The 12120-nt window shown below is 67.6% G+C and carries 11 protein-coding genes; 8 read left to right on the top strand and 3 right to left on the bottom strand.

The features are described 5' to 3' along the window. Positions 1–286: 286 nt before the first annotated feature. The 8 genes from MEU52_RS20715 (at position 287) to MEU52_RS20680 (ending at position 8259) form a co-directional block, all read left to right on the top strand. On the top strand, positions 287–1639 hold the full coding sequence (locus MEU52_RS20715) for an ABC transporter substrate-binding protein (RefSeq protein ID WP_238123691.1): 1353 nt from the start codon (positions 287–289) through the stop codon (positions 1637–1639). A gap of 76 nt (positions 1640–1715) precedes the next feature. Further along, complete coding sequence (locus tag MEU52_RS20710; protein ID WP_238123690.1) at positions 1716–2657, top strand: ABC transporter permease; 942 nt, start codon at positions 1716–1718, stop codon at positions 2655–2657. A gap of 39 nt (positions 2658–2696) precedes the next feature. After that, positions 2697–3548, top strand: coding sequence for an ABC transporter ATP-binding protein (locus MEU52_RS20705; protein ID WP_238123689.1), 852 nt, complete (start codon positions 2697–2699; stop codon positions 3546–3548). 8 nt (positions 3549–3556) lie between these two features. After that, positions 3557–4306 carry a Crp/Fnr family transcriptional regulator gene (locus MEU52_RS20700; RefSeq protein ID WP_238123688.1) on the top strand — a complete coding sequence of 250 codons (750 nt, stop codon included), beginning with the start codon at positions 3557–3559 and terminating at the stop codon, positions 4304–4306. A gap of 128 nt (positions 4307–4434) precedes the next feature. Then, positions 4435–5685, top strand: coding sequence for a zinc metallochaperone GTPase ZigA (gene zigA / locus MEU52_RS20695; RefSeq protein WP_238123687.1), 1251 nt, complete (start codon positions 4435–4437; stop codon positions 5683–5685). A gap of 64 nt (positions 5686–5749) precedes the next feature. Then, complete coding sequence (locus tag MEU52_RS20690; protein ID WP_443267892.1) at positions 5750–6184, top strand: antitoxin Xre/MbcA/ParS toxin-binding domain-containing protein; 435 nt, start codon at positions 5750–5752, stop codon at positions 6182–6184. Beyond that, positions 6144–6911, top strand: a complete 768-nt coding sequence (locus MEU52_RS20685; RefSeq protein WP_238123685.1) for an RES family NAD+ phosphorylase — start codon at positions 6144–6146, stop codon at positions 6909–6911. The genes MEU52_RS20690 and MEU52_RS20685 overlap by 41 nt, the downstream gene beginning before the upstream one ends. Positions 6912–7059: 148 nt before the next feature. Next, positions 7060–8259 (top strand): alpha/beta hydrolase, encoded by a 1200-nt coding sequence (locus MEU52_RS20680; RefSeq protein WP_238123684.1) that lies wholly within the window; start codon positions 7060–7062, stop codon positions 8257–8259. A gap of 21 nt (positions 8260–8280) precedes the next feature. Here MEU52_RS20680 and gltS read toward each other — a convergent pair whose 3' ends face one another. The 3 genes from gltS to MEU52_RS20665 all read right to left on the bottom strand — a co-directional run bounded on the left by gltS (position 8281) and on the right by MEU52_RS20665 (position 12098). Further along, the gene (gene gltS, locus MEU52_RS20675; protein ID WP_238123683.1) at positions 8281–9489 is read right to left on the bottom strand and encodes a sodium/glutamate symporter; all 1209 of its coding nucleotides are present in this window, start codon (positions 9487–9489) and stop codon (positions 8281–8283) included. Between the two features lie 122 nt (positions 9490–9611). After that, positions 9612–11075 carry a GntP family permease gene (locus MEU52_RS20670; RefSeq protein WP_238123682.1) on the bottom strand — a complete coding sequence of 488 codons (1464 nt, stop codon included), beginning with the start codon at positions 11073–11075 and terminating at the stop codon, positions 9612–9614. A 3-nt stretch (positions 11076–11078) separates the two neighbouring features. Continuing rightward, a complete protein-coding gene (locus MEU52_RS20665) occupies positions 11079–12098 on the bottom strand; it encodes a patatin-like phospholipase family protein (RefSeq protein ID WP_238123681.1) in 1020 nt (339 codons plus the stop codon). Positions 12099–12120: the final 22 nt, after the last annotated feature.

The raw sequence follows: 12120 nt of genomic DNA, 5'->3' as shown, positions 1-12120 counted from the left end.
GCTCCAGCACCAACCGAACCGCGCGGGCACGGACCTCGGCGGAGAACTTGTTCGTCGTCTTGCTCATCGTGGCTTCAATCTCTCAGGAGTGGAAGCCTCCGACAATCCCGGCGCGGTTCAGAAGGGACTTTCCGCGCCTATGCCTTAAGCCTTGTTTTCTAGAGATTTTCCAACTCCAGTCACGGCATGCACGGTGCGAATGGCACGGCTGTTGCGCCTTTCAGAGGGCGTTTTAGCCAAGTGGCAGACCAGTGCCAGACCAGTGGCAGCTTGCGAGGGGTCAGACATGCGACATCATTCGATGCTCTTGGGCGTAGCCTTGACCGCGCTATTGAGCGCACCTGCCTTCGCCGAGACGATCGAGATCGGCATCGGTCACCAGAGCACCGTGACCAACACCGTGCCGGGCGGCATCATCCTTGAGAAGCTCGGCCTTCTCGAAAAGCACCTGCCCCACGACGGCAAGTATAAGGATGTGGATTACAAGGTGGTCTACCAGGACTATACGTCCGGGCCGCCGATCACCAACCAGATGCTGGCCGGCAAGCTCGCCTTCGGCGTGATGGGCGACTATCCCCTCATCGTCAACGGCGCCAAGTTCGAGGCCTCCGGCAATGCCGAGACCCGCCTCATCGCCATCACCGGCTACAATCTGAAGGGCACGGGCAACGGCATCGTGGTGCCGGTGGCGTCCGAGGTGTTCGCGCTCAGCGATCTCAAGGGCAAGACCATCTCCACCCCGGTGGGCTCCGCCGCCTGGGGCATGACGCTGAAGGCGCTGCGCGATGCCGGCCTCAGCGACGACGTGCGCATCCAGAACCAGGCGCCGCCGGTGGGCGTCGCCTCCATCGCCCAGGGCAAGGTGGATGCCCACGCGGACTTCTGCCCCTGGTCGGAGGTGATGGAATTCCGTGGCACCGGCCGCAAGATCTTCGACGGCAGCGAGGCGGACATTCCCACCTTCCACGGCACGGTGGTGCTGAAGGCGTTCGCCGACAAGTATCCCGAGCTGGTGCAGGCCTATGTGGACGCCACCATGGAGGCCCAGGACTGGATCGCCAAGGATCCGGTCGTGGCCGCCACCAAGGTCTCCGAATGGACCGGCATCGAGAAGGAAGTGCTCTACCTCTATTTCAGCAACGGCGGCATCTCCACCTTCGAGCCCACCCTCAAGGCCCAGTGGGTGGACGCGCTGAAGTATGACCACGACCTGTTGGCCAAGGAGACCAAGCTCACCCCCCTCGACTTCTCCCGCTGGGTGGACCCGAGCTTCGTCAAGGCGGCCTACAAGGCGCAGGGCAAGGACTATGACGCGGCGGTGAAGAGCGTGGTGAGCTCCAAGCCCGGCGCGCCCGGCCTGAAGCCGGCGGAAATCTGGATCGATGGCGCCGGCATCACCAGCTTCGACAGCATCAAGGCCATGACCGACGCCGCCAAGGCAGCCAAGGCCGACAAGAAGACGGTGTTCGCCACCTATGTCTATGACCACGCCAGCGGCCTGAAGCTGTTCGGCAAGGTGGCCTTCTTCGTGGAAGGCAAGGACGGCGCCCTCACCGCCTTCATGAAGAAGGGCGATGCCGAGGCGTTCGCCAGGAGCTCGGGCGGCAAGATGGTGGGCTGGGAAGCCATCGCGTCGTGATGCCTGATGCCGGCGGCGCACGGCGCCGCCGGCATCCCGCCGATGATTGGCCCGTTTGTTTCAGGAAACTGCACCCATGCAAGATGCGCTGAAGCCCCAGGTTGCCTATGCCGGTCCCACCCTGGTGGCTGTGCCGCCCGCGCCCGGCGAGACCCCGCGCGGCGGTGGCCGGCCGCCGGTGGTGGAGGACCGCGAGGGGCCGCCCTCCGTGGGCGTCGTGGTGGCGCAGGCGATGGCCGGCTGGTTCCAGACCCGGGCCTATGGCCTGGTGGTGGGGTGCATCGGCCTCGCCATCGGTCTCGGCCTGTGGCAGCTCATGAGCGCAAACAAGGTCAATTTCTTCATCAATTTCGCCAATGTGCCGCTGCCCGGCGCGGTGTTCGCGGCATTCACTGACCACGTGATGGACCGCGAATTCTATATCCATATCGAAGTCTCGGTGCTGCGCATCGCCGCCGGCTTCTGCATCGCCGCGGTGCTGGGCGTGCTGCTCGGCACGGTGATGGGGCGCTCGCGTTTCGGCGCCGCCCTCATCGCCCCCTATATCGAGATCCTGCGGCCGATCCCGGCGGTGGCCTGGATTCCCCTCGCCATCCTGATGTGGCCCACGGATGAGGCCTCCATCGTCTTCATCACCTTTCTCGGCGCGCTGTTCCCGGTGGTCATCAACACCATGCACGGGGTGGAGCAGGCGCCGGAAGTGCTGGTGCGCGCGGCCAAATCCCTCGGCGCCTCGCCGCTGCAGATCTTCGCCCAGGTGATCTTTCCGGCGGCGCTGCCCAATATCGTCACGGGCCTCGCGGTGGGCATGGGGGTGAGCTGGTTCTCGCTGCTGGCGGGGGAGATCATCTCCGGCCAGTACGGCATCGGCTATTTCACCTGGAACGCCTATTCGCTGGTGAACTACCCGGACATCATCGTCGGCATGCTGGTGACCGGCCTGCTCGGCACCGTCTCCACCTCGCTGGTGCGCCTTCTGGCGCAGCCGCTCCTCAAGTGGCAGCGCAAGGCGCGCTGACCCGGCCGGCCCACCCGTAACCTTTTCGGAGCATGGACGATGAAAGAGGTGGTTTCCTTCACCGAGCGCCTGGCCGGCCTTGGTTCTCAGCGCGGCAGCGTTGGCCGCGGCCATATCCGGGTGGATGGGGTGACCATCTCCTTCGGCTCGGGGCGCAAGACCCATCAGGCGGTGATGGAGACCAATCTCGACATCAGGCCCGGTGAGTTCGTGTGCATCCTCGGCCCTTCCGGCTGCGGCAAGTCCACGCTGCTCAGTTCCATCGCCGGCTATGTGCGGCCAAGCACCGGCGAGGTGCTGGTGGATGATGCGCCGGTGCGCGGGCCGGGCCCGGAGCGGGGCATGGTGTTCCAGCAATATTCGCTGTTCCCCTGGAAGACCATTGCCGAGAACATCGTGTTCGGCCCCAAGGTGGCGGGTCGGCCCAAGGCGGAATGCGCCGCCATCGCCGCCACCTTCCTGGAGATGGTGGGGCTCACCAAATTCGCCAATGCCTATCCGGCCGAGCTGTCGGGCGGCATGCAGCAGCGGGTGGGCATCGCCCGGGCGCTGGCCAATTCGCCCAGCGTGCTGCTGATGGACGAGCCCTTCGGCGCCCTCGATGCGCAGACCCGGCTGATGATGCAGGAGAGCCTCCTGGAGATCTGGAGCGCATTCGGCATCACCGTGGTGTTCGTGACCCATGATGTGGACGAGGCCATTTTCCTGGCCGATCGCATCGTCATCATGAGTGCCAGCCCGGGCTCGGTGATCGCCGACCTGAAGGTGACCCTGCCGCGGCCGCGCAGCTCGGAGCTCGCCACCAGCGAGGCCTTCATGGGCTTGAAGCGGGCCTGCCATGAGGCGATCCGCGCCGAGAGCCTGCGGGCCTTCGCCCAGCAGAGCCAGTGAGCCGCGCCATGGCCCTTGCCGAGCGCCGGATCGGCGCCAGCGCGGCGGATGCCGCATCGGCGGTGTTCCTCAGCGAGGAGCGCGACGCCCTCAATGCCGGCGCCGATTTCCTGCAGCGCCTGTCGCCGGCGGAGATCGCCCAGGTGCGCGCCGCCGGCACCACCCGGCGGGTGGCCGCGGGCGAGAGCCTGTTCCGCCAGGGCGACGTGCATGCCGGCATCTGGCTGATCGAGAGCGGCACGGTGCGCACCTTCTATGTGAGCCCGGCCGGACGCGAGATCACGCTCGCCCTGTGGACCAGCGGTCATTTCGTGGGCGGTCCCGAGGTGTTCGGCGGCGGCGCCCATGTGTGGTCGGCGGACGTGCACGAGGAAGCCGAGGCGCTCTATCTCACCGGCGCCAAGATCCGCCTGCTGGTGGAGACCATGCCGCGGTTCGCCATCTGCCTCATCGAGGGGCTGGTGGCCAAGGGCAAATGCTATTCGGCGCTGGTGCAGATGCTGGGAACCCGCTCGGTCACCGAACGGCTGGCCCATCTGCTCATCATCTTCGCCGATACCGCCGGCCGGCCGGAAGGCAACCGTCTGGTGATCGAGCGCAAGCTGACCCATGACCAGCTGGCGGCCATCGTCGGCGCCACCCGGCAATGGGTGACCATGACCCTCGACAAGTTCCAGAAGCGCGGCCTCATCTCCGTCAGCCGGCAGTGCATCGTGGTGGAGAATTACGACCTGCTCAGCGCCGAGATGCACGGCTGAGGCCGGCCGCGGTGAGGCCCTGTCGGAGCGGGACCTTTACGGCGCTATAAATGATATAATATATCATCTGCATCGACGCGCGAGGGGGCGAGCCCCGGCGCGCGCCTCTGGAGCGAGGAGAGATGCAGATGGAGCATCGCCACAACGATCCCCTTAAGGATCACCATCAGGACCTTCGCCTGCCGGTGACCGTGCTGTCCGGCTTTCTCGGATCGGGAAAGACCACCCTTCTCAACCACATCCTGTCGAACCGGGCCGGCCTCAAGGTGGCGGTCATCGTCAACGACATGAGCGAGGTGAATATCGATGCGGCGCTGGTGCGGGCGGGGGAGGCGAACCTGTCGCGGGCCGAGGAGAAGCTGGTGGAGATGACCAACGGCTGCATCTGCTGCACCCTCAGGGATGATCTGCTCTCCGAGGTGCGCCGGCTCGCCGCCGAGGGGCGGTTCGATTACCTGCTGATCGAATCGACGGGCATCGCCGAGCCCCTGCCGGTGGCCGCCACCTTCGATTTCCGCGACGAGGACGGCGCCTCCCTCTCCGACGTGGCGCGGCTCGACACCATGGTGACGGTGGTGGACGCGGCCAACCTGCTCAACGATTTCGGCTCGCGCGACGTCCTGCGCGACCGGGGCGAGACGGCGGGGGAGGAGGATCATCGCACCCTGGTGGACCTGCTCACCGACCAGATCGAGTTCGCCGACGTGATCGTGCTCAACAAGATCTCCAGCGTGGATCCCGAGCGGCTGGCGGCGGTGCGCGGGGTGGTGAAGTCGCTCAACCCGGACGCGCGGGTGGTGGAAACCGATTATGCCCATGTCGCACCGGGCGAGGTGCTGGGCACGGGACGGTTCGATTTCGAGAAGGCCAGCACCCACCCGGTGTGGTTCAAGGAGCTGAACGGCTTCAAGGATCATGTGCCGGAGACGGAGGAATATGGGGTCGGCAGCTTCGTCTATCGCGCCCGGCGGCCCTTCCATCCGGAACGGTTCCACGATTTCCTGTGCGCCACCTGGCCCGGCCTGGTGCGGGCCAAGGGGCTGTTCTGGCTCGCCACCCGGCCCGGGCGGGTGGGCGAGATGAGCCTTGCCGGCGCCATCTGCCAGACCGGCAGCATCGGCCGCTGGTGGGCCGGGGTGCCCAAGCAATATTGGCCCACCGAGCCCGATTGGCGTTCCTGGCTGCGGGCTCAATGGGTGCCGGGCTATGGCGACCGGCGGCAGGAACTGGTGTTCATCGGCATGGGGCTCGACGAGGCCGCCATGCGGGCGGCGCTGGATGCCTGCCTGGTGGGGCCCACCGACCCCAAATTGTTCAACCCCGACAAGCTCAAGGCGCTGCCCGATCCGTTTCCGGCCTGGGAGGCGGCCCCGGCCTGAGCACCGGTCTTCCTATGGAAAGATAAATGCACTATATTTTCTATAGGAACGAAGGAGCCGGCGCATGTCAGCGGCAGCGCAGGGGCGGGGAGACCCGCGCCATCACCCAGCGGGCGATCATTCGCCGAGCGCTCATTCTGGGCCCGCGCCGGACGCCGGTGCGGTCTTGTCCAAGGCGGTGGTGCGGGCGGCGCAGCGGCTGGATGTGAAGGGCGCGGCCCTGGCCCCCATCCTCGGCCTCAGCCCGGCCAGCCTGTCGCGGCTGCGCAGTGGTGCCTTCCGCCTGGAGCCGGGCACCAAGCCGTTCGAGCTGGCGGTGTTGTTCGTGCGGCTGTTCCGCGCCCTCGACGCGTTGGTGGGGGGCGATGAGGGGGTGGCGCGGGCCTGGCTCGTGGCCCCCAACCTCGCCCTCGGCGCTCCGCCTGCCGAGAAGATCCGCACCATCACCGGTCTCATCGATGTCCTTGCCTATCTGGACGCCCGCCGCGCTATCGTCTGAGCTGCGTCCCCACGCGGGGCGCTGCTGGCGGCTGGTGGAGGCGCAGCATGTGGTCTCCACCGCCAAGCTGGTGGATACGCTCGATGAGCAGGCCCTGCTGGAAGGGCTGCTGGAGGCGAGCAAGCCGCCGCTGCCGCCCGAGTGCCAGGGGCTCAACTATCTCCTGTTCACGCCGTTCCGCTATGAGCCGCCCTATCCCCACGGCTCCCGCTTCCGCCGGGCCGGGCGCACGCCGGGGGTCTATTACGCCGCCGAGCGGGTGGAGACGGCGGTGGCCGAGCTTGCGTTCTATCGCCTGCTGTTCTTCGCCGAGGCGCCGCAGGTGCCATGGCCGGACAATGCCGCGCCTTACACCGCCTTCTGCGCATCCCTTTCCACACCGCGGGCGCTGGACCTGACCGTGCCGCCGCTCGCTGGGGATGCCGCCACCTGGACCCATCCCACCGCCTATGCCCCGTGCCAGGATCTGGCCGATGGGGCGCGGGCGGCGGGGGCGGAGCTGATCCGCTACCGATCGGTGCGCGATCCTCATGCCGGCGCCAATCTCGCCGTGCTCACCTGCGCCGCCTTCGCCGCGCCCGCCCCGGTGGAGCACCAGAGCTGGCAGATCCGCCTCAGCGCCAACGGTGTGCTGGCTGTGTGCGATTTTCCGCGGCAGCGGCTCGGCTTCGATGCGGCGGCGTTTGCCGCCGATCCGCGGATCGCGGGGCTCGATTGGCCGCGCTGACGGCGCGGCATGTTTCTTCCCTGTGCGCCATGGGCTAACCATGTGGGCGGCGCAGCGGGGCGTGCGCCATTCTCAAGCCCGCGCCCGTGCTTTAAAAGCGAGGCTGGTCGTCGCTCACCGACGGCACGGCGTTTCGGCGGATGGGCCCATGGCGGTGGTGGCAGGCAGGGGAAAACAGGTGGTCGGGCTCCGGCGTGGATCCAGGCTGAAGCTGCGCCCGCTGCTGGCAGCCTCCGTAATCAGCCTCCTCGCCTGCGCCTGCGCGCCGCGTGAGGGCGTGCTGGTGCCGGTGGAGGTGGGGGAGCCGGTGGCCGGCGGCGCCCAGGTGGATATGCTGGTGGCCACCACCCGCGCGCCCAGCGCCGCGCCGGGCGTGGTGTTCTCCGGGGAGCGCGGCGACGGGCTCGCTTTCACCAATATGGTGGTGTCCATTCCGCCCAACCGGCCGGTGGGCTCCATCCAATGGCCACAGCAGGTGCCGCCGAACCCGACCCGCGAATTTGCGGTGACCGAGGTGGATCCGCTCACCCGCGCCGGGGTGCGCAACTGGTATCTGAGCCAGCCCAAGGCCAAGCGGCGGGTGCTGGTGTTCGTGCACGGCTTCAACACCCGCTTCGACGCCGCCGTGTTCCGCTTCGCCCAGTTCGTCCATGATACCGACACCAATCTGGTGCCGGTGCTGTTCTCCTGGCCCTCCCGCGGGCAGGTGACGAGCTATGTCTATGATCGCGAGAGCACCAATTTCTCGCGCACCGACCTCGCCAATGTCCTCGCCACCGCCGCCGCCAGCCCGCATGTGGACGAGGTGGTGGTGCTGGCCCATTCCATGGGCGCCTGGCTCGCCGTGGAGGCGCTGCGCGATCTTGCTCTGCGTGACGGCAAGGTGCCGGCCAAGATCTCCAACGTCATCCTGGCCTCGCCGGATCTCGATATCGACGTGTTCGAGCGCCAGCTCCGGGACATGGGGCCGAAGCGGCCGCACATGACCATCTTCGTCTCTCGCAACGACCGGGCCCTGAGCGTGTCGCGGCTGCTGGCGGGTGAGGTGACGCGGGTGGGCGCGGTGGATCTCACCGATCCCGCTTACGCCGCCCGCCTGGAGCAGGGCGATGGGGTGGTGGTGCTGGATCTCACCGCGTTGCAGGGGGGCGATTCCCTCAACCACAGCAAGTTCGCCACCAGCCCGCAGATGGTGCAGATCATGGGCGAGCAGTTCGTTGCCGGCCAGGATATCGCTAGCACTGCACCGGCCGGGGCGCCCGATGTGGTCTCCGGCCTGGTGGGCGCGGTGGCGAGCGCGCCCATCCAGGTGTTCGCCGCCGGGCGTGCCGCCGTCACCGGTCCCTAGGCGAGGCCGGCGACTGGACCGTCAGCGCACCATGAAGCCGATGGCGATGGCGTTGGCGATGTCGATGAAGAAGGCCGACACCAGCGGCAGGATGATGAAGGCCAAAGGCGCCGGGCCATGGGCCCGGGTCACCGCCGTCATGTTGGCGATGGCGGTGGGGGTGGCGCCCAGGCTGATGCCGGTGAAGCCGGCGGAGAGCACCGCCGCCTGGTAGTTCTTGCCCATGGCCGGGAACACCACGAACAGGATGTAGGCCACCGACACCAGCGCCTGCAGCCCCAGCACCACCGCCAGCGCCGGCCCGAGCCCGCCCAGGGTCCACAGCTGCATGCTCATGAGCGACATGGCGAGGAAGATCTTCAGGGACAGATCGGAGATCAGCGCCAGCGCCGACGTGCGGGCCGGCCAGGCCATCTTCGGCATCAGCCGCGGCAGGGTGTTGGTGAGCACGATGGCCACCAGCAGGCACACCACGAACATCGGCAGCTTCAGCCCGGTCATCTCCACCAGATCCTCGAGGGCATAGGCGATCATGATGACCACGTTGAGCACCAGCACCGCGCTCAGGATGTTGCGGTAGGTGACCTTGCCGGCGTCGGGCCCCACGTCCTCTTCGGGCAGGCCCACCATGGGCGCCTCGATGGCGTCGTTCTTGAGCTTGTAGCGGCTCATCAGCACCCCGGCCACCGGGCCGCCCAGCACGCTCGCCAGCACCAGGCCGAGGGTGGCGGAGGCGATGCCCACCTCCAAAGCGTTGGGCAGGGCGAACCGCTCGGCGATGATGGGTGCCCAGGCGATGGTGGTGCCATGGCCGCCGATCAGCGACACCGAGCCCAGCAGCGGCGCCATGCCGGAGGGCAGCCCCACCGCCGCCACGCCGCCGATGGCGACGAGGTTCTGGATCGCCAGATAGGCGACCGTGAGCAGCAGCAGGATGACGAGCGGCTTGCCGCCCGCCACCAGATCCGACAGCCGGGCGTTGAGGCCGATGCCGGTGAAGAAATAGAGCAGCAGCATGTCGCGCGCCGCCAGGTCGAACGAGATGGCGACGTTGAACACGCGATAGGCGACGAGGGTCGCCACGGCTGCCAGGATGCCGCCGGTCACGGCTTCGGGAATGTTCCAGCGCCGCAGCGGCGCGATGACCCCATTGAGCCCCGCGCCGACGAAATAGACCACGATGGCGAGGGTGAATGTGAGCAGTCCCGAGACCTGAAGATGGACCGGCATGTCTCTCCCTTGAGATCGTTGAAGCTGTACGTGGCGGGCAGGAAAGCACACTCCGGAGGCTTTCTCACCCGCAAATCCGCACGCGGGCGTCGGCCCGGCACCCGCAGGCGCCGGGCCGGGGTTCAGAAGCTGCCCACCAGGGTGCCGAGGCCGATCACCACCACCAGCGCCAGCACGGCGCTGACGATGCCGGCCATGACGATGTCGAGATAGCCTTCCTTGTGGGAAACGCCGCACACCGACAGCAGCGTCACCACCGCGCCATTGTGCGGCAGGCTGTCGAGGGTGCCGGAGCCGATCACCGCCACCCGGTGCATCAGCGCCGGGTCCATGCCGATCTCGTGGGCGATCTTCATGTAGGTTGGCCCGAGGGCGTCGAGGGCGATGGTGAGGCCGCCGGAGGCAGATCCGGTGAGGGCGGCGAGGATGTTGGTGGCCACCGCCAGCGACACCAGCGGGCCGCCCTCGATGCCCAGCACCCAGTTGCGCACGTCCGCAAAGGCCGGCAGCGCGGCGACGATGGCGCCGAAGCCCACCAGGCTCGCCACCGACAGGATCGGCAGCACTGAGGCGTTGGCGCCCGCGGTCATGGTGGCCCGCAGCTTCGGCACCGAGCGGAAGTTGATGGCGATGGTGGCGATGATCGCCGCCGTGAGCGCCACGATCACCGACCACACGCCGCCCACCGCCGACAGCGAGGTGGAACCCCATTCCGGCGTGGCCAGGAAGGCGCTGTCCATGCGCGGCAGGATGACGAACGACATCATCAGGTTGACGACGATCACCACGACGATGGGCAGGGCCGCGAGGACGATGGGCGGGTTCTTATCGGCTTCGTCGCTGGAGTGGATCTCCGAGGGGTCGAAGGCGCCGGAGGTGGTGGCGCGCTCGCGCACGATGGGATCCTCGGCGGCCTCCTCCGCGCTCTCGTCCGCCGGGGCGGTGAGGGCGCCGAAGCCCTCGCCCCGGGCGCGGGCAGCCGTCTCCCGCCGCTTCAGCCACCACATGCCGAAGCCGAGCATGATCAGCGAGGCGATGATGCCGAGCCCCGGCGCCGCGAACGGCGTGGTGCCGAAGAACGGCATGGGAATGGCGTTCTGGATGGAGGGGGTGCCGGGCATGGCCGACATGGTGAAGGTGGAGGTGCCAAGCGCGATGGCCGCCGGCATCAGCCGCCGCGGCACGCCGGCCGAACGGAACAGGGCGATGCCCATGGGGGCGAGCACGAAAAAGGCGACGAACAGGCTGACGCCGCCATAGGTGACGATGGCGCCGGCCAGCACCACGGCGAGGATGGCCCGCTGGGCACCCAGCTTCACCGTCATGTAGTTGGCGATGGAGGTGACCGAGCCGGAATCCTCCATCAGCTTGCCGAACACCGCGCCGAGCAGGAACAGCGGGAAGAACTGGGCGACGAAATCCGCCGCGTTGCGCATGAAGGTCTGGGTCCAGCTCGCCAGCAGCGGCTCACCGGAGAAGGCGGCGGCGATGAGGCCCGCCACCGGCGCCAGGATCAGGATGGAGGAGCCGCGGAAGGCGAGATAGATGAGCAGGCCGAGACCGACCAGGATGCCGAGAAGTCCCATGGCTCACACCCCTTCCAGCAGCACGTCGAGATCGATGGAGGACTGGACGCCCAGCTTGTCACCGTCCTTCTCCAGGAACGCCTCCGCCGATGCGCGGCCCTCCGCCTTGAGCATGCTCAGGAAGTCCCATTCGGCATTGAGCTTGGAGGAATAGCCGAGCGTCGCCATCAGGGAATTCGGCACCATGTGAATGCGCATCTTGGCCCATTCGGCGCCTTCGCTATTGCCCGGATCGGCCACCTTGCGCAGCAGCGCGATCATGCGCAGCTCCTTGAGCAGCACGGCGTTGAACGACACCTCGTTGAGCCGGTTCATGATGTCGGCGGCGGATTTGGGCGTGCCGGGGCGCTCCACCGGATTGATGGGGATGAGGATGGTGTCGTCGGATGAGAGCTCGCGCACCAGCGGCGTCATGGTGGGGTTGCCGGAATAGCCGCCATCCCAATAGGGCTCGCCGTCGATCTCGATGGCCTGGAACAGGGTGGGCAGGCAGGCCGAGGCGAGCAGCACCTCGGGTGTGATCTCGGCGTTGCGGAACACCCGCCCGCGCCCGGTGCGCACGTTGGTGGCGGTGATGAACAGGCGGATGGGCGAGCCCTTCAGCCGCTCGAAATCGATGTGCGCGTCGAGGATCTCGCGCAGGGGGTTGAGGTTCGCCGGGTTGAGGTCATAGGGCGAAAACATGCGGGACATCATGTCCATGCCCCAGAACATGGGCGAATTGTCCAGGGTCCAGCGGCCCATCAGCCGGTCGAGCGGGCTGCGCTGGAACGGGCTGAAGCGGGCGGCTTCCGAGACCGCGCGCCAATAGCGGTCGAGGGCGCTGCGGGCCCCCTCGGCGCCGCCGGCGGCATAGCCGTCGGCCAGCACCGCCGCGTTCATGGCGCCGGCCGAGGTGCCGGAGATTCCGTCGATGGTCAGCCAGCTCTCTTCCAGCAGGCGGTCGAGCACGCCCCAGGTGAAGGCGCCATGGGCGCCGCCACCTTGCAGGGCCAGATCCACGAGGAGGGGGGAGCGTTCCATGTCGCGCGTCTCCAGTCAGTTG

It is taken from the genome of Xanthobacter sp. NM-25 (assembly GCF_022138605.1).
Classification (GTDB): Bacteria; Pseudomonadota; Alphaproteobacteria; order Rhizobiales; family Xanthobacteraceae; genus Xanthobacter.
Note: the sequence above shows the minus strand (reverse complement) of the source record. Positions and strands in the feature narration are given on the sequence as shown.

Coding starts and splice junctions, on each gene's coding strand:
- MEU52_RS20715 (WP_238123691.1), top strand. CDS start 287: ATGCGACATCATTCGATGCTCTTGGGCGTAGCCTTGACCGCGCTATTG.
- MEU52_RS20710 (WP_238123690.1), top strand. CDS start 1,716: ATGCAAGATGCGCTGAAGCCCCAGGTTGCCTATGCCGGTCCCACCCTG.
- MEU52_RS20705 (WP_238123689.1), top strand. CDS start 2,697: ATGAAAGAGGTGGTTTCCTTCACCGAGCGCCTGGCCGGCCTTGGTTCT.
- MEU52_RS20700 (WP_238123688.1), top strand. CDS start 3,557: ATGGCCCTTGCCGAGCGCCGGATCGGCGCCAGCGCGGCGGATGCCGCA.
- zigA (WP_238123687.1), top strand. CDS start 4,435: ATGGAGCATCGCCACAACGATCCCCTTAAGGATCACCATCAGGACCTT.
- MEU52_RS20690 (WP_443267892.1), top strand. CDS start 5,750: ATGTCAGCGGCAGCGCAGGGGCGGGGAGACCCGCGCCATCACCCAGCG.
- MEU52_RS20685 (WP_238123685.1), top strand. CDS start 6,144: ATGTCCTTGCCTATCTGGACGCCCGCCGCGCTATCGTCTGAGCTGCGT.
- MEU52_RS20680 (WP_238123684.1), top strand. CDS start 7,060: ATGGCGGTGGTGGCAGGCAGGGGAAAACAGGTGGTCGGGCTCCGGCGT.
- gltS (WP_238123683.1), bottom strand. CDS start 9,489: ATGCCGGTCCATCTTCAGGTCTCGGGACTGCTCACATTCACCCTCGCC.
- MEU52_RS20670 (WP_238123682.1), bottom strand. CDS start 11,075: ATGGGACTTCTCGGCATCCTGGTCGGTCTCGGCCTGCTCATCTATCTC.
- MEU52_RS20665 (WP_238123681.1), bottom strand. CDS start 12,098: ATGGAACGCTCCCCCCTCCTCGTGGATCTGGCCCTGCAAGGTGGCGGC.